Annotated in this window: 22 protein-coding genes, 1 tRNA gene and 1 other RNA gene; 7 read left to right on the top strand and 17 right to left on the bottom strand. The window is 40.5% G+C overall.

Translation table 11 applies throughout. The features are described from left to right. Positions 1 to 36: 36 nt before the first annotated feature. Together lepA and NDN60_RS07805 are read right to left on the bottom strand one after the other, a co-directional pair. Complete coding sequence (gene lepA, locus NDN60_RS07810) at positions 37 to 1,875, bottom strand: translation elongation factor 4 (protein ID WP_011374985.1); 1,839 nt, start codon at positions 1,873 to 1,875, stop codon at positions 37 to 39. Between the two features lie 134 nt (positions 1,876 to 2,009). Continuing rightward, entirely contained in the window at positions 2,010 to 2,153 is a 144-nt protein-coding gene (locus tag NDN60_RS07805; protein ID WP_011374986.1) for a hypothetical protein, read from the bottom strand. A 143-nt stretch (positions 2,154 to 2,296) separates the two neighbouring features. Here NDN60_RS07805 and NDN60_RS07800 point away from each other — a divergent pair, with 143 nt between their 5' ends. The 5 genes from NDN60_RS07800 (at position 2,297) to NDN60_RS07780 (ending at position 5,514) form a co-directional block, all read left to right on the top strand. After that, positions 2,297 to 2,608, top strand: a complete 312-nt coding sequence (locus tag NDN60_RS07800) for a hypothetical protein (RefSeq protein ID WP_056947116.1) — start codon at positions 2,297 to 2,299, stop codon at positions 2,606 to 2,608. A gap of 104 nt (positions 2,609 to 2,712) precedes the next feature. Further along, entirely contained in the window at positions 2,713 to 3,243 is a 531-nt protein-coding gene (locus tag NDN60_RS07795) for a hypothetical protein (protein WP_016265368.1), read from the top strand. Position 3,244: 1 nt separating this feature from the next. Further along, on the top strand, positions 3,245 to 4,081 hold the full coding sequence (locus NDN60_RS07790) for a DNA/RNA non-specific endonuclease (RefSeq protein WP_016265369.1): 837 nt from the start codon (positions 3,245 to 3,247) through the stop codon (positions 4,079 to 4,081). Positions 4,082 to 4,216: 135 nt separating this feature from the next. Continuing rightward, positions 4,217 to 5,023, top strand: a complete 807-nt coding sequence (locus NDN60_RS07785; RefSeq protein ID WP_016265370.1) for a TraX family protein — start codon at positions 4,217 to 4,219, stop codon at positions 5,021 to 5,023. A 125-nt stretch (positions 5,024 to 5,148) separates the two neighbouring features. Continuing rightward, positions 5,149 to 5,514, top strand: a complete 366-nt coding sequence (locus tag NDN60_RS07780) for a DUF805 domain-containing protein (RefSeq protein WP_011374991.1) — start codon at positions 5,149 to 5,151, stop codon at positions 5,512 to 5,514. 126 nt (positions 5,515 to 5,640) lie between these two features. Here the strand turns inward: NDN60_RS07780 and ssrA are convergent. The 13 genes from ssrA to NDN60_RS07715 form a co-directional block, all read right to left on the bottom strand. After that, positions 5,641 to 6,010: a transfer-messenger RNA gene (gene ssrA / locus NDN60_RS07775) on the bottom strand. A 46-nt stretch (positions 6,011 to 6,056) separates the two neighbouring features. Next, positions 6,057 to 6,515 (bottom strand): hypothetical protein, encoded by a 459-nt coding sequence (locus tag NDN60_RS07770; RefSeq protein WP_011374992.1) that lies wholly within the window; start codon positions 6,513 to 6,515, stop codon positions 6,057 to 6,059. Positions 6,516 to 6,569: 54 nt separating this feature from the next. Further along, positions 6,570 to 7,766 carry an acetate/propionate family kinase gene (locus tag NDN60_RS07765; RefSeq protein WP_011374993.1) on the bottom strand — a complete coding sequence of 399 codons (1,197 nt, stop codon included), beginning with the start codon at positions 7,764 to 7,766 and terminating at the stop codon, positions 6,570 to 6,572. A gap of 21 nt (positions 7,767 to 7,787) precedes the next feature. Then, entirely contained in the window at positions 7,788 to 8,807 is a 1,020-nt protein-coding gene (locus NDN60_RS07760; RefSeq protein ID WP_226474411.1) for a class I SAM-dependent methyltransferase, read from the bottom strand. 114 nt (positions 8,808 to 8,921) lie between these two features. Next, positions 8,922 to 9,260: a hypothetical protein gene (locus NDN60_RS07755; protein WP_035145011.1), complete on the bottom strand. Its 339-nt coding sequence runs from the start codon at positions 9,258 to 9,260 to the stop codon at positions 8,922 to 8,924. Beyond that, entirely contained in the window at positions 9,223 to 9,735 is a 513-nt protein-coding gene (locus NDN60_RS07750) for a competence type IV pilus minor pilin ComGF (protein WP_035145013.1), read from the bottom strand. Before NDN60_RS07750 ends, NDN60_RS07755 begins: the two co-directional genes overlap by 38 nt. After that, positions 9,710 to 10,015, bottom strand: a complete 306-nt coding sequence (locus NDN60_RS07745) for a hypothetical protein (protein WP_016265375.1) — start codon at positions 10,013 to 10,015, stop codon at positions 9,710 to 9,712. Before NDN60_RS07745 ends, NDN60_RS07750 begins: the two co-directional genes overlap by 26 nt. Further along, positions 10,002 to 10,454, bottom strand: coding sequence for a competence type IV pilus minor pilin ComGD (gene comGD / locus NDN60_RS07740; RefSeq protein WP_035145016.1), 453 nt, complete (start codon positions 10,452 to 10,454; stop codon positions 10,002 to 10,004). Before comGD ends, NDN60_RS07745 begins: the two co-directional genes overlap by 14 nt. Continuing rightward, the gene (locus tag NDN60_RS07735) at positions 10,426 to 10,725 is read right to left on the bottom strand and encodes a prepilin-type N-terminal cleavage/methylation domain-containing protein (RefSeq protein ID WP_011374999.1); all 300 of its coding nucleotides are present in this window, start codon (positions 10,723 to 10,725) and stop codon (positions 10,426 to 10,428) included. The genes comGD and NDN60_RS07735 overlap by 29 nt, the downstream gene beginning before the upstream one ends. Continuing rightward, positions 10,722 to 11,729 (bottom strand): type II secretion system F family protein, encoded by a 1,008-nt coding sequence (locus NDN60_RS07730; RefSeq protein WP_011375000.1) that lies wholly within the window; start codon positions 11,727 to 11,729, stop codon positions 10,722 to 10,724. Before NDN60_RS07730 ends, NDN60_RS07735 begins: the two co-directional genes overlap by 4 nt. Beyond that, positions 11,722 to 12,612, bottom strand: a complete 891-nt coding sequence (comGA, locus tag NDN60_RS07725) for a competence type IV pilus ATPase ComGA (RefSeq protein ID WP_016265378.1) — start codon at positions 12,610 to 12,612, stop codon at positions 11,722 to 11,724. The genes NDN60_RS07730 and comGA overlap by 8 nt, the downstream gene beginning before the upstream one ends. A 114-nt stretch (positions 12,613 to 12,726) precedes the next feature. Beyond that, positions 12,727 to 13,458, bottom strand: a complete 732-nt coding sequence (locus tag NDN60_RS07720; RefSeq protein ID WP_011375002.1) for a YebC/PmpR family DNA-binding transcriptional regulator — start codon at positions 13,456 to 13,458, stop codon at positions 12,727 to 12,729. A 90-nt stretch (positions 13,459 to 13,548) separates the two neighbouring features. Next, positions 13,549 to 14,049 carry a VanZ family protein gene (locus tag NDN60_RS07715; RefSeq protein ID WP_099947696.1) on the bottom strand — a complete coding sequence of 167 codons (501 nt, stop codon included), beginning with the start codon at positions 14,047 to 14,049 and terminating at the stop codon, positions 13,549 to 13,551. A gap of 96 nt (positions 14,050 to 14,145) precedes the next feature. Between NDN60_RS07715 and NDN60_RS07710 the strand changes: the two genes are divergently transcribed. Together NDN60_RS07710 and NDN60_RS07705 are read left to right on the top strand one after the other, a co-directional pair. Then, positions 14,146 to 14,520 carry a hypothetical protein gene (locus NDN60_RS07710; RefSeq protein WP_011375004.1) on the top strand — a complete coding sequence of 125 codons (375 nt, stop codon included), beginning with the start codon at positions 14,146 to 14,148 and terminating at the stop codon, positions 14,518 to 14,520. A gap of 51 nt (positions 14,521 to 14,571) precedes the next feature. Then, a tRNA-Ala gene (locus NDN60_RS07705) sits at positions 14,572 to 14,644 on the top strand. Between the two features lie 62 nt (positions 14,645 to 14,706). Here the strand turns inward: NDN60_RS07705 and NDN60_RS07700 are convergent. Beyond that, the gene (locus tag NDN60_RS07700; RefSeq protein ID WP_099947697.1) at positions 14,707 to 16,107 is read right to left on the bottom strand and encodes a hypothetical protein; all 1,401 of its coding nucleotides are present in this window, start codon (positions 16,105 to 16,107) and stop codon (positions 14,707 to 14,709) included. Beyond that, positions 16,107 to 16,661, bottom strand: a complete 555-nt coding sequence (locus tag NDN60_RS07695; protein WP_099947698.1) for a hypothetical protein — start codon at positions 16,659 to 16,661, stop codon at positions 16,107 to 16,109. The genes NDN60_RS07700 and NDN60_RS07695 overlap by 1 nt, the downstream gene beginning before the upstream one ends. Between the last annotated feature and the right edge of the window lie 128 nt (positions 16,662 to 16,789).

Here is a 16,789-nt window from a genome sequence, read left to right as displayed (position 1 = left end):
AAAGACCTCCGATCATTATCGGAGGTCTTTTGTTATTTATTTACCTTTGGTATCTTCATCATTCATCTTAAGAATGGACATGAAGGCTTCCTGCGGCACTTCCACTGAGCCCACGGATTTCATCCGTTTCTTCCCAGCCTTTTGCTTTTCTAACAATTTCCGTTTCCGGGTGATGTCACCACCGTAACACTTGGCAAGCACGTTTTTCCGGAAAGCTTTAACGGTTGAACGGGCAATAATCTTATTCCCGATAGCGGCTTGGATTGGCACTTCGAATTGTTGACGCGGAATCGTTTCTTTCAACTTACCAACAATCACACGGCTCCGTTCAAAGGCAAAGTCCCGATGCACGATGAAACTCAAGGCATCAACCGCTTCACCATTCAAGAGAATATCAATCTTAACCAGGTCACTGGCACGATAGCCTGTCACTTCGTAATCAAACGATGCGTAACCCTTGGTGTTTGATTTCAAATCATCGAAGAAATCAAAAATGATTTCAGAAAGTGGCATGTTGTAGATCACATTAACACGGTACGTATCTAAATAATCCATCGTCACGAATTCGCCCCGTTTACGTTGGGCTAATTCCATCACAGCCCCAACATAATCGTTAGGGACCATGATTGACGCTTTGACGTATGGTTCTTTAACTTCTGAAATATTTGATGTTTCTGGCATTTCTGATGGGTTATCAATCACTTCTTCAGTCCCATCAGTCAAGGCAACGTGGTAATCAACCGATGGTGCTGTCATGATCAAGTCTAAATTAAATTCACGTTCCAATCGTTCTTGAACAACATCCATGTGTAACAGACCCAAGAAACCACACCGGAACCCAAAGCCTAAAGCTTGCGATGATTCTGGTTCGAACTCTAAAGCCGCATCGTTTAATTGTAATTTCTCAAGCGCTTCACGTAAATCATTAAACTTCGCATTATCAACGGGATACATCCCTGAATAAACCATTGGTTGGATATGACGATAACCATCAAGTGGTGCATCAGCTGGATTATCAGCTAAAGTGACCGTATCCCCAACGCGTGTATCTTGAATTGTTTTGATGCTAGCTGTGATATAACCAACATCACCGACCATTAAGAAATCACGTTTAACCGCTTTGGGTGACATCACACCAACTTCTGTGACTTCAAATTCTTTACCGCTGTTCATTAAACGAATCTTGTCGCCGACTTTAACCGTTCCATCGACCACTCGAATATTTAAAACAACCCCGCGGTAACTATCATAATTTGAATCAAAAATTAAGGCTTTTAATGGCGCTTCTAAATCACCAGTTGGGGCTGGTACATCCGTCACTAGTTTTTCAAGAATTTCTTCAATCCCAATCCCACTTTTGGCACTGGCAAGAACGGCTTCTGACGCATCTAACCCAATCATTTCTTCAATTTCAGCCTTAACAACATCAGGTTGCGCTGATGGGAGGTCAATTTTATTAATAACCGGTACGATTTCAAGATCATCGTCGACTGCTAAATAAACGTTGGCCAATGTTTGGGCTTCAACGCCTTGCGCTGCATCAACAACTAATAAGGCCCCTTCGCAGGCCGCCAAACTTCGTGACACTTCATATGAAAAATCGACATGCCCTGGCGTATCGATTAAATGGAAAATATAAGTTTCGCCATCTTTAGCATGGTAGTGCAATTCCACCGCGTTCAACTTAATGGTAATCCCACGTTCACGTTCTAATTCCATGTCATCTAAGACTTGCGCTTGCATATCGCGCTTGGCAATAGTATCCGTCATCTCAAGAATTCGATCAGCTAATGTTGATTTACCATGATCAATATGCGCGATGATCGAAAAGTTACGAATGTGTTTTTGCCGGTCTAACATTTCTGCGTAATCCATTTATTGTACCTACTTCCTCTGACTATCCCTTAAATTATACCAAGCATGACACTTAAAAGCGAACAGTATTCCTTAAAATGACGCCACTAAAAAAGACGACCACTTAAAATTAATTTAGTGAGCGTCTTTAGCAACTATTTTTCTGGATTCGTTTTAGCTTTTTGTTTATCTTTTTTGGCTTCTTCTTGCGATTTATCGTGGGTCACTTCTTCGACGACCTTCTTAACTGTGCCTTCAATCTGATCTTTAAGACTATCTAATCGTTCTTCATTTGCCATCGTTTCTTTCCCCTTTCACTATTCTAACTTCATTTTACGAGTCTTCAGTAGATAATGTCAAAAAGAAGGCCTTTTTTCGTAATCATGATATACTTAGGTTGGATTCATTTTGATTTTTAAATTGAGAATTGGAGTGTGGTACCATGACATTTTTAATGACTTTTTCAAATAACGAGACCGTTACTTTACCGGAAACAGCACGTTTCCACGCTTGGAAAAACGATACAAGTTATCTGAGCGTGGATGAAGACCAAGCCTTCTATTTAGAAGCAATTTTCTCAGGAAGCTATCAAGAAGCTTTACAATCAGCTAAAGCCAATCAACAAACTGATAGCCAACCCGTTAATGTCCTCGCCGGATTATTAGCCAGTGCCGATTGGTTAACGCTCGACGAACATCCAGATAAATACTACCGTACTAGCACAATTGTTTCATTAGAAGTACAATCAAATTAAAACACAAGCCTTAGTCTGATGACTGAGGCTTTTTTAGTGGTTGATTGCGTTCAAATCAAGCCCGTTATACAATTAACTAAATCATTTGCTTTGGAGGCTAATTAATGACAATCTTATTGACGATTCTTTTAACCATCAGTATCATCACCAGCGTTTATTATTTCACGAAACACCCTTATCATCGTCGCTTCTGGTTGAGCCTGGTGTTTTTGCTTGTGGCAATCATTGGCCTAGGCACCACTAATACACTTATTAACTCGGCGAGTGCTTCAAAAACAAAGGTTCAGCACGTTTCGAAAAAAGAAGGCCAACGGGCCAAACAAGAAGCACTCGCCAACTCAACCTCACTTAAAAAACAACTAGCGGCCAAAAAATCAGAGGCTAGTAGTCTATCAATTGCGGTTTCTGAACAAGAAGCGGCTACTGAAAGTAATGTGCAATCGACCGCCACAGTCGATACAACCCAAACAACCGCTAATCAAGCTGAAGAAATGGTGACAGTGGCACCCAACGCCGGTAAAAAATACCATCTCGATGCAAACTGTCGCGGCCTAAAACGCGCCACGAGTACAACAACCATGACTCTGGCCGAGGCACAAGCGCAAGGCTATACGCTTTGTGGCTGGGAGGATTAATATGTCAAAATTAAAAGCAACCACCACTCTCATTATCGGGTTACTCCTTGCAAGCAGCCCCCTCATCACGCCGAAGCCGATCCAAGCAGCTTCAGGGACTGCGGATTATCAACAAGCTCAAAAAATTAATCAGAAGAATAAAAAGACCGGCAAGAAAATCAGTAAATTACAACGTCAGATTAACAAGCTCAATAAGCAACTCGCTAAACTGGCAACTGAAACCAATACCCCCATCGCTAATACAACAAATCACGCTGCTTCTGAGCTGGCAACATTAGATTATCAAGGTGATAACGAAATTATCGTCAACAATAACCAGCCTACCTTTACAACGGCTGACCTTGCCACTACAAATGGACCCTGGCAGACTTTTAGTAACCTCGACCAATTAAATCGGGCCGGCACTGCCAATGCGCTCTTAAATAAAAGTATGATGCCCACTGCCAAACGGGAAGGCCTTACTTGGAACCCAACTGGCTGGCGTAACAAACGGGTGAAATCCGGTTGGCTCTATAATCGTAGTCATTTAATCGGTTATCAACTGACTGGTGAAAACAACAACCCTAAAAACCTCATCACCGGTACCCGCCAATTGAATGCCCCCGAAATGTTGGCTCATGAGTCGGATATTGCAGCCTATCTTAAAAAGCATCCCTCAAGTGACGTGCGTTATCGCGTAACACCCATTTTTAGAGGGAATGAACTACTGGCTCGTGGGGTTCAAATGGAAGGTCAGTCAATTGGCGATAATAGCATTCAATTTAACACTTATATCTTCAACGTTGCAGATGGTGTTACTTTAAATTACGCAGACGGTTCAAGTAAAACTGCCGAATAAGCACATTAAGCAAAGCCTTTTGGGACTTTGCTTTTTTATATTGTCTAACAGAATTGTCACCCAGAATTTAATGCTTATCATCAAACTTAAAACGTGAGATAATATACCCATTAAATCTTTTAGGGGAGTTACCTTATGCAAACAAAATCACATCAGATACTGAATAATTTTGATATCAAGATTCTAGGAATATTACTCATGTTTGTTGACCATATCCACCAGATGTTCGCCGGAGCAGGCGTCCCTGACTGGGTCGATTGGTTCGGTAGACCAGTCGCTACTATTTTCTTTTTCATGGCGGTTGAAGGTTTCACGCACACACGTAACCAAAAACGCTATCTAACTCAGCTGCTCATCGGCTTTTGGGTGATGAATTTTGGTGATCGACTCATTCAGCAATTCTTCACAGTTGGTGATATCGCTTTATCCAATAACATCTTCACAGATTTATTTATTGCCGTCCTAGCAATGTATGGGATCCAAGAGATCACAGCTGGTCGTCGGGCCCATAATACCAAGCAAATGATAATTGGGTTTTTAGCTATTATCGTGCCAATCATGATGTCGGTACTCGTTATCTTGTTACTAGTTAATCCCAAAACAGCAATGTTAGCAGCAAATATCGGCATGGTTATTCCAACCATCACACTTGCTGAAAATTCTATTTTTCTTTATATCGGTGTCTTCTTTTACCTTTTCCGCAATAATCGGTTACTGCAATGCCTGACAATTATTGTTTTTGCCGTTATTAACGCAGGCGCTAACTCAGGTTTTACCTTTACTGGTTTATTAACGACTAATACCCAATGGATGATGATTTTTGCGATTATTCCGATCCTGTTGTACAACGGTCAAAAAGGTCGGAGTATGAAGTCGTTTTTCTACTTCTTCTACCCAATCCACATTTGGTTATTATACATTCTCGCTTCATTCATCATTTAATACCGCTTAATAAGCTAAAAACTGTTAATTAGTAAACGCAATATGCCATAATATTATTAACAGCAAAGCGTTTTTCTTATCGTTTAAAAACGTTAAGCGCTGATTAATGGAAAGGGGCTTTTATCATGGTAAAATCATATCAAAGATATTGGGCACGTATTCTTGATTTCACGGGGACCTCAAATCGTCCCGATTTTTGGTGGCCAATTATTATTAATTATATTTTAGGTGGCATTATTATTGGAATTATTCAGGCAATGACCGGGCATCCAATCTCAGAAATTTATAACATTGGTGATTTAGGCATTTCGATGGGCCGTAATATCGTAGTTTTCATTGTATGGATCGCAACTTTATCCGTTAAAATCCGTCGTCTGCACGATACAGACCGCTCAGGTTGGTGGGTTCTCATTGAATTCGTACCACTGATCGGGACAATCTGGTTCTACATCTTAATGCTCCTACCAACAAAAACAAATCGTTGGGCATAAGCAATTGATTTAACAGTCACACTGGTGGCTGTTATTTTTTTGCAACAAAAAAGGCATCTAACACCGTTACGGTAGTGTTAAATGCCTTTTATTAAGCCAACTAATTGGCTTAACCCATGTTTTATCCAATGGAGCCGGCGGGGGTTGAACCCGCGTCCATGCGCATTGCCACGTCAATCTCTACACTCATAGTCGAACTATTTAGAAATTCGCTAGCCCAAAACGCCGTTCAACAGAGGCTCGGATGGACTAACTAGCTTGAAAATCTCTTTTAAACACTTCAAACGGCGGCATTTAACGTAACCCAATTAATTTGAGACCCGGATCTAACCCTTGGGTGAAGTCAGACGGATCACGCTATGCTGGTGTTTAGGCAGCTACAGCGTAAGAATTGTTATTGTTTGCAGTTATAATTAACTGTAACGTTGTTAACGCAGACGTAACCTACGAAGTGCAATTCACGCTCACCTACACATGTCGAATCCGTAACGGCCCCGATATGCATAGCATATTTTATCATAAATTCGCGTAATATAAAAGGATTACGCCGATTTAACCACTAATCGTTTCTCAGGGAACCGTTCTTTGAGGAATTTAGCTAGCGTTGCGCTATCCAATTTAAACTTTAACGTCGTAATTTGAATTTGACCGCTAAACACTTGCACGACCGTTTCGGCCTCTTTTGTGATTAATTCAATCTTAGAAATTGCGGCAAATTGACGAACCGTATTTAAATTAGCAATTAGCATGGTCTTAGTAAACCCCTTTGGCCAAAAGGCGAAGACTAACAAGATGATGACCGACGCAACACCTGTCAGTTTATCATCTACCGATCCCGTGACAACAACACTGGCAATCAGTAACCCAATTGCAATTACCGTTAAAATGATGCGCATCACGCGACTACTCTTAGCGCGATATACCATATGAAACTGCACGACTAGCCAAATGACTAATAAAGACATTGCTAGGATGCTATAAAAAATTGTAAAACTCGACATTGCTTTGAACCTCCAATAAAAAAGGACCAGCAATACGCTGATCACTTTTTAAACTTATTTAATTTGACCGACTGACATAACGTCTCTGGCGATCATGACTTCTTCATTTGTAGGTACTAAGAGCACCTTAACTTTTGAATCATCAGTACTAATAATCCGTTCTTGTGCCATCACGTTATTCCGTTCTGGATCAACTTCAACACCGAAATAGCTAAGGCGATCGCCAATTCGTTGACGCATTAAAATATCGCCTTCACCCATACCAGCTGTAATCACTAAGACATCTAAGCCACCCATAATCGCAACGTATGAACCAACATACTTGATTAGACGATTAACAAAAATATCGATTGCCAATTGTGATTCTGGGCGTTCTTCTCTTGTCTTTTCAAGATCGCGCATATCAGGTGATAATCCTGAAATACCGTAAATTCCTGATTTCTTGTTCAAGATATCAATCATCTCTTCTGGATCCTTGATATCTAATTTCTTCATTAAGAAAGCGACTAATGACGCATCGATATCCCCAGAACGGGTACTCATCGTAACACCAGCAAGTGGTGTGAAGCCCATTGAAGTGTCTAATGATTTACCATCTTTGATAGCAGTCATTGAAACGCCACTACCAAGATGCATAGTAATCATCTTCAAATCTTCTAATGGTTTTCCTAACATTTCAGCAGCACGATGTGAAACATAACGGTGACTAGTCCCATGAGCACCGTATTTACGAGCCCCATATTTACGATAATAATCTAATGGTAAACTGTAAAGATAGTTTTCTTCGGGCATTGTCGTGTGGAAAGAAGTATCAAAGACTGCCACTTGTGGCACATTAGGCAAAATATTACGGAAAGCACGAATCACACCAGCTTCAGCAGGATTATGCAATGGTGCATATTCAGCTAATTCTTCGATACGTTTTAATGATGCTTCAGTAATCAAGGCTGATGTTTTAAAATCTTCGCCTCCGGCAACAACCCGGTGGCCAATCCCACTAATTTCAGAATATTCAGCAATAATCTTAAATTCGATTAACTTCTTAAGTAATAAATCAACCGCAACATCTTGAGTTTCAATATCTTGCGTGATTTCATATTTTTGACCATCACCATATTTAACAGTGAAGACAGAATCGGATAAGCCGAGACGATCAACCATCCCTTTGGCAATCACCTTTTCTTCAGGCATTACAAATAATTTCCATTTTAAAGTTGAACTGCCGGCATTAATTGCTAAAATTTTTGACATCTAATCACCTTTTCTATTCGATTAATTAATATTTTCTTTATGCCAAGTCCGAATCTGTTGTAAATACGCAGCGAACGCTTTTTGATCGTTTGAATTTGGAAATTCACCTAATAGAATTTGCTTAGCTTGTTGGGCACCAGCACCTTGTTTTTGTAAGACCAAAATGGCTTTTTGACCCTCTTTAGTCTTAAACAAGTTAACTGGTAAGCTCAATAAACCTTGCAAGTAGACGTGTTTAGTAATCCATTTTACCAGTTGCTTCGCGTCATCTGTTTCCAAAATAACATTTGGTACAAGGAAGAACCCAAAACCGCCGTCTTTAACATAATGCATCGTTTGTTCAATCAATAAATGATGCGCATATGAGTGTCCACTAGCAGCATGTGTTTCAAAATCTGCTGCTCGTTCATCAATTGGATAAAAACCAATTGGTAAATCGGCAACCGCGATATCAACTGGATTAACCATTAATGGTTCAATCGCATCTTGATGGAATAAAGTGGTGTCTAACCCTTGTAACTCACTACTAATACCGGCTAATTCTAGCAGACTATCATCGTTATCAACCCCAAAACCTTGGAGCTTATTACCCGTTAGATTTTGAATATGATTCATAACAGTTGCTAATAAATTACCTGTACCAATCACTGGGTCCAACACTGTCTTAATTTGATCAGCGCCACCAAATACTTCCGCCAAATATGCGACTAAATAACCAATTGCATCAGGTGTCATTTGTTTATTAGGCTCCACTTTAACTTGACGAAGCCCTTTTAAGGTTGCCAGTTGTAAGGCTTGACGAATGGTCTCCGCATCAAACTGGTTAAGCTTAACCGTTGCGTAAATTGTTTCAAGTTGTGCGACAGTTTGCGCATCTGGTAAATTATCTTCAACCTTCACACGACCACCATCAGCGATATTGGCAATTGATTCAGTCAATGCATCTAAATAGGTTGTTTCTAAATTCTGTTCAATCAACGTTGTTGTTTGATCAATTAAGTCAAACAACGTTTCTACAGCACTCTTAGGCAAAATAGCCACCTCTATTCATTGGATTCTGTTATATTCTAGCGGTAATCCAACATCAACGCAAGTAATACAGATGGTTACATTACAAATTATAAGCTATAGTAAGCGCTTTATCAAATGGAATTTTTATTTTTTACCTGTTATATTTTTTATTTCAAACTGTTTCTGATAGCCATTCTTAAGTGTCACCTTGATTTGATGCTGTTTCCTTAGAATTTTACTTTCACCTGTTGTGGCTTTAATCCCCTTTAAATCAGTCTTGGATTGACTAGCCAAGGTCAATCCATAAAGTGTTTTAGCTTGATAATGATTCAGCAAATACCGATAACTCTGTTGTTGCTGTTGATAACTATGTGTCACACCTACTAATACGACGCTGATTAATGTCAGCATTAATATCGCGTTAAGTAATGCAACCGCCGAATGTTTAATCGGTTTTAATCGTCTTTTTTTTAGCCTGTTCATCTTGTTCCTCCAAGAAAACTTCGTGTTGGTAGCGACTCTGATCCGTAAAAGTCGCATCGATTTGAACAAACGGTCGCTGGTAGTCAAGTTGAAGTTGCTTGAGGTTGCCTAATAATGGCATATACCCATTTAATTGGCTGACAACAACCATTTCATTTTTCATCCTTTTTAAATAGTAAACAGTCTCCGCTTCCTCCCCTGACTGATTAGTGTCTGGTTTTCGAAAAGTGATTTTGGAGCCATCTTGATCCTGATGATGTGTAAAATACGCATCGGCTAAAAACTGATCTAACTGAATCGTACTGATATGCCAATTGATTGTATTTTGCTGTTGTTGCGTGACTTTAATTGCCTTTTGTAAAACACCCACCGTTGCCACCAGTAACTGACTCGTCAGGATTAGAATCGCCATTGAAATCACCATTTCAATTAGCGTGAACGCTGAATGCTTAATCGGTCGTCCAATTAATCGCAACCGACTCACCTGCCTTTGTGGTTATCTTTAATTTCTGCTGATTAGCCGTCACCGTATAGATTGTTCGCCCCATTTGCCAGCGTTTTTTCACTGTCTGATGCGCTCTCAACTGCTCAGCGGCCATTGCTAGAACCGCCTGTTGTGCAACTTGCTGTTGTTTAAGCGTTTGTTGTTGCTTAAAGTGTAGTAGACTTACCGTTAATAGCCAGCAAGCCCCTAATACCAAGGTTAAGGCGATGATATTTTCAACGAGTGAAAAAGCCGGCCTACTTCTGAACATGTAATACCCCCCACATCATCTGGACTTTATACTGATATTCACGATTATTAAGCGTTGATTTTAACTTTAAGGTGCGCGGTTTAATACCCTTATTATGAGTAATATTAATTAAATGCCATTCGGCTGGGTTACTCACTGTTAAAGTTTCTGGTAATACGAGTTGATGATTTCTAAATGACTCACCAGCACCTTTAAATGTGATCGTATGTGTTGGTGCATCCCACATCACACGGACGGCACGCGGTTCAATTGCCACATATTGACGAGCTGCATCCCAACTCGTTTCAAATTGATGTAGAAACAACTGCTCAGCCTGTTGCGCACGATATTGCTTAATCTGATAAATCGGCAACCAGCTTAATAAGCTTACAATCGCTAAGACCACGCACATTTCAATCAACGTAAAACCTTCATTTTTGCTTAACCGTGCCGCCTTCAATTGTAATCCCCTTCTCCTTTGCGTGCTTTAATTGGTCTTTTGAAATATACTTATCCGTTAATTCGTCTAGACTCTTAATTTGATGACCAATCTCGTCGCTAGCTAATTCAACTTGCGTTTGCAAAGTCGTCACCAAAGCTTGATCCGTTTTCTTCTCCGCGCGCTGTTTTTGAGCACCTAGGTTTGGTGCAACTAATAAGATTAGTAACGCAATAATGGCAAGAACAACTACCATTTCAATTAGTGTAAAAGCTTTTCTTTTTTTCTTCATGAAATTCCCTCCATTGTTTGATACAGCGGTAATAAAATACTGAGATACGTACAAATAATAATGAGCCCAATTAAGATAAATAAAATAGGTTGTAACCAGCTCACTTTCCGCTGTAATTGCTTCTGTAGTTCCGTATACTGCAGGTTAGCTAGCATGGTGATCTCATCGGTCGTCTGTTGCGTGAGATTATGCTTAGCTAATACCAATCGTAACGACTGTGGAAAAAATGCAGAGCGACTAAGATAAGCATCCAATGATTGCCCTGAAGCGAGTACGACTTCCAATTGTGCTACCAAGGTCACCAGCCATGTATTTTGTTGCAGTTGCTTCTGTAAAGCACAAATTTCTGTTAACTTAAGCCCGTTTTGCAGACAAGTGCTCAAATCAAATAATAAACAATAATGATAATACTGCTGAATATCACGCCCAATGATTGGCCACTTGAACGCTTTTTGTAATCGAACTAAAACCGGTAACCGGCGGTAAACCATAAAAAGACCGCTGCCCATTATCAAAAGGACTAGCACTAACAAAAAGCCCCACAATATGATGCGACTAAGCGGCGAGCCTGTCTGGTTTGACTCGGGCGTTATCTGGGCAATCTCAGGTAATAAATAATGGCGTAATAAACCGATTAAGCCGCCTAAAAAAGCCAAAAGAAATAACGGATAAGCTAGCACACCCCGAATTTCTCGGCGGCGTTTTTGGCGGATACTTTGAATCCGGCCTAAATGCCATAAACATTGCCCGAGATTACCTTGTAATTCGGTTAGTTCAATCTGACCAACATAATCAGTTGGAAAATCAGCATGCGCTAAACTGACTGCTAGACTGTCGCCTTTTTCAAGGGCTTGATTCACCTGATTTAACCACTGTCGTTGTTTTGGGAAGACAATCGGTAAGAAGGCAAAAGCTTGTTGCAATGAGAAACCGTTCTCTAATAGCCGCCCCAATAACTGCAAGAAATCAGCGTAAAATTGCGCTTGTTGTCGTAACTTATACATCGCAACCACCTTCTTTTTTTGAGAAATAATCTGAACCAGTTAATAATTCATAATGGGCTTGCACAACGTCGTCTTTTGTCACCAACGATTGGTAGGCAATTCCCGTTAGACAGGCCCGCAACTGCAGCTCAGAAATACCAAGATCTAATAAGCGCGCGACCACGCCCTGTGTACTCCGAGCGTGAATAGTACTCAATACCAGGTGGCCACTTAAGGCCGCAGAAACCACGTATTGAGCTGTCTCTAAATCGCGAATTTCACCGATAATCAGCGTATCCGGTCGCAGTCGTAAACTAATTTTTAATAGCTCGGCGTAGCTCAATCCCGCATTATCGTTGACCTGCAGTTGCAAAAACTCAGGTGCAACAATTTCAATCGGATCTTCAATAGCAACCACCATCTTGGCACTCATTGATTGTTGGGCCAGATGATAGAGACTAGTCGTTTTACCAGAACCAGTCGGCCCAGCGAAAAGAATTAAGCCCGACTGTCGACTCATCTGCGTTAATTGCGCCAAGATCTGTTGATCATCACAATGATAGATGGCACCAATTGGATAGATAAACCGAATGACCAAGCTTTCGCGGTTTAAAAAATCCCCGACCGTCGCTAGGCGTAAATAAATTGTTTGATCGGCTAGCTGTAATTCCGAGCGGCCGGTTTGCGCACGCCGAGTCTCGCTGATATCCATCCCCGCCATATACTTCAGTCGATTTAAATAACGCGTTCCAGTCGGTTTATCCAATTCTTGATTGGTGACCAAATCGCTCTGACGACGTTCCGTCAAGCGCCAGCCACCTATTGTCGGTGTAAAATAAAGATCTTGCACATAGTGCTTAGCACAATGCTTTAATAAAGTTGTTAGCTTTTCTTCAGTTGACATGCCATCACCTTTCTTTTAAGTTGTTACTTAAGATTACGCTAGGGATAGTCATATTTTTTTGCAAAAAAATAACCTTAAACCAATAATATTGGTTTAAGGTTATTTCGAATAATATTATTCTTCCTCTGGTAGTTCACCAGCAGTATAAACATCTTGAACATCATCGTTGTCTTCCAAAGCATCAACTAAACGTTGGAATTGTTCTACTTTTTCAGGATCAACTGGTGTTGTATTTTGTGGAATCATTGTTAATTCAGCATTTGCCAAAGTGTATTTCTTTTCAAGAATATCACGGACATTTGCCAATTCCTTAGGATCTGTGTAAATTTCAAACACATCTTCTTCGGTTTGTAAATCATCCGCACCAGCTTCTAAAATGTCTTCGAACATTTGATCTTCATCAACATCTAAGCCTTCACGTGCAATCGCGATATAACCGCGACGATCAAACATGTAAGCCACTGAACCAGCAGCGCCCATTGTCCCGCCATTACGAGTAAATGCAACACGAACGTCTGAACTTGTCCGGTTCTTATTGTCAGTTAAAGCGTGTACTAAAACGGCAACACCACCTGGTGCGTAGCCTTCATAAGTAATTTCATCGTAGTTCGCGCCATCGCTACCGTCAGCCTTGTCAATTGCCCGTTTGATGTTATCTTTAGGCATGTTAGCTGAACGTGCTTTATCCATAATTAAACGTAATGCGGCGTTAGAACTTGGGTCAGGACCGCCACTTCTCGCAGCCATGAAAAGCTCACGGGATAGTTTTTGGAAAATCTTGCCGCGTTTTGCATCTTGTGCGTTTTTACGACCCTGAATATTATGCCATTTTGAATGTCCTGACATATCTAACTCCTCTTTTCGATTATAGAATTCTGGTACTAAGTCGTTATCTATGATAGCAAATTATCGACTCAAAAGCAATGGTAGTCACGTTTATCGTCGTTTTTTGCGACCTACAAAGTATAAAATAACACTCATAATGACAATCCCTGATAAAGCGCCCACACTATCGAGCATGACATCTTGAAAAAGTGGTGTCCGATCACCCGTTAACATTTGGTGAAATTCGTCGGTTGCCGCATACCCAGTCGCTGCTAACCAACTGAAAATCCCCGCTAAGAAAGCACCTTCGATTCGGGGGCGTAATCCTAAATAACTGAATAACGCTAATAAGAAATATGTGCCGAAGTGGGCACCCTTGCGCACAAAGAATTCGACAAACTTAAAGTAACCACTTGCCTTAACACTTTGTTCACTGCCTACATAATGGAAGGAGAATTGACTCAACCACTGCTTGAGTGGTTCATTTTTCAAGACGCGTTCCAAAAGTGGGACGGATGTTTGTTCATGATACGTCATTGATGAGCTATAAAACAAAATTGCCATCATGACAAGTGCCAATACTAAGAACCAATCGCTCTTTTTCTTAAACATGCTTAATCCTCCGCTAATTAATCTCAGATTACAGTATACCAAAGTTGTTCCAAGCATTAAAATCAGATATACTACCATTTGAAAGAAGGTTTTAAAATGCCCGAGCAAGATCGTTTTTACCAACCTCAAAACGCCAAAGATGCCATGCGTTTTGTCCAAAAATTATTCAACCAATACAACCAAGCACCACTAACTGAAGAATTAGTCGCATACCATCAAAAATTACTCGCTTATCTCACTAATGACGTCACCGTTGAAGTCCAAAAACAAGGCAACTCAGAACAAGCTGCCAAATTAAATGGCATGATTGTCGCCATGCAAGACTGGCTAAAAATTCGTGTCAGCGGGAAACCCTACGCTGGCAAAATGCAACATTTCAAATTTATGCCTGATCAACAACAAACGACATTTAAGCAACGGACAATTAAAGGCAGCAAGCCCAACAACCTCCGGACATCGCCTCGTCGTTAAAGACGCTTGCTATTTTAGCTGAAAGTGCTAAAATATTTTTTGTAAGCGTTTGGGCCCGTAGCTCAGTTGGGAGAGCGCCTGCTTCGCATGTAGGAGGTCGCCAGTTCGAATCTGGTCGGGTCCATCAATTTAATCCCATAAAAAAGAACCACCAACAATAATTGTTGGCGGTTCTTTTTTACTATCTTAGTCATCATAACTTACTGATGCATCAAACTCACTTAATCTAGCAGCATCAACCTTCTCAGCATTTAAATAGTCTGTAAACTTCGCTGATTTAATAAAGCCCGTCCCGGGATTTAGATAAATATTGCTATCTTCTCCTAAACCAATTGATTCAACGCCATCAATCTGTTGTTCATCTTTTGGTGAAACATCTTCAATCGTCGTCAGATAAGCAAACCGAATCCCCCCTTGTGTCACGTTACTATCAGTCGCTTTAATTCCAAATGCTTGGGGGCGACCCCACATACCTGCTAAACTCGGTGTCCGATAGGCAATTAACGCCCACTTACCAAAATTTTCTGCATTTTCAAATTGGCTGATAAGCGGATTAACTTTAGTCATTGTGCCTCGTTTTTCAAGATAAGTTGGCGTTTTGGTTGCTGATTCAGTCATCACTGTACTTGTTTTATAAGCCCCTGAATCCGGTGTTTGGTACGCTGCTTCCGACCCACCGACCGAATCCGATAGCCGCATAATAAGCTGATTATCATAAACCGCAAAATTAAAGCGTTCATCAGGCACTGACACACTTGACCGATCACGGTACTGGTTACCCGCAACACTCAATTGACTCATGTCATAAATATCCCCCTGGTTATGATTAAAAGTAATATGACCCTGATCATCTAAATGGTACTGACCCGTCATATAGGCTACTGAGCCAGCACCATAGGAATTGTAGACTGCTTGCCAGTTAAAGGTACCATCTTGATTAAAGGTTAGCCAAACCTGATTCTTATCAATTCGGCCCATAAAATTCTTACCACCAATCAACTTTTGCGCGACCACTTTCGGTGTTGATTGATATTGCTTAGCTTGTTGTGTCTTGAATTGATCGAAATCAACCACTTTAGTTTTCACTTTATATAATTTAACTTTATTAATTGAACCTTCTAAATATTTAGGCGTTATTTTAATTTCAATTGGCTTATTTTCAGCTGCTGTTAACTGATGTTCGTCCCTATATTGATATGCAGCTGGCGTTGCCTTTTGTTTAAGCGCACTATCACTTGCGTAAGTGACTTCAACTACTTTTTGAATTTTAATGATAATCTGTTGCGTCTTCTTATTCACCTGATAGGTCCCCGATTCAACAAACTTACCAGCATATCCGTTACTGGCGGTAATATCTTGCCGGAATGTACCATCTTTTTTAAAGCTCATTAAATAATCATAATCTGGATCTTCATGAGACTTATTCCCCGTATAAGTCCCGTGATAAGTGCCACCGCTAACATTATTTTGTGTTGTAGTTTGGTGTTGTGCGTGACTAATCTGTTTAGCTAACTTCACTTGGCGACTACATGCAACCAATAGTAAGCTAGCAAATGCCAGCAGCATTACTAATTTCATTTTTTTCATTATGACGCTCCCCCTTGGTCATGAATATGTGTTGGTGCGATTGTTGTCGTTCCAATAACCCGCATATTTTTTAAATCAACAATTTCTTTTTCATAATCTGTTGGATTGGCGCCCGGACCTTCTCTTATAAAGCCATATACAGCAACGTCACCAAAGCGTCTGATAGCGGGTGTGGCAGTGCCTTGAAAGAACAATTTATAACTACCATCACTTTCTAAAGTTATTACCGCATCATCATCAACGCCACTATTACGCCAGACACGCCACATTACATTCATTCTTTTTCCAACCAATAAATTATACAGTTCAACTCCCATATTCGTATCAATAACCGACTCACTCGTCACCTTTAAACTCGGATCCTGCCCCGCAACTTCTGCCTTCAACTGCGTTAATTCACTACTTCCAGTTGGTGCAGTTTCCACTTTTGTGGTATTCGTTGTTTGACGCGACGTGCTAGTTGTCGTCTTACGACTTTTTTGCGATTGAACTTCATTTTGCGCGGCTGTCTTAAAATGGTTGAACGATATCATCGCATGTTTTGTTGGTCGCAACTGAACGCCATTAACACTTCCCTGTAAATAATTCGACTTGGCAAATTCTATAATTAATCCGAACAGAAATTAAAAAGCCCAAAGCAATCACTTACAATGGTAGTAGCTAATTCCAACCAATATAGGGA

Source organism: Latilactobacillus sp., from assembly GCF_033176295.1.
Classification (GTDB): Bacteria; Bacillota; Bacilli; order Lactobacillales; family Lactobacillaceae; genus Latilactobacillus; species Latilactobacillus sakei.
This window is presented reverse-complemented; position numbering and strand designations above follow the sequence as displayed.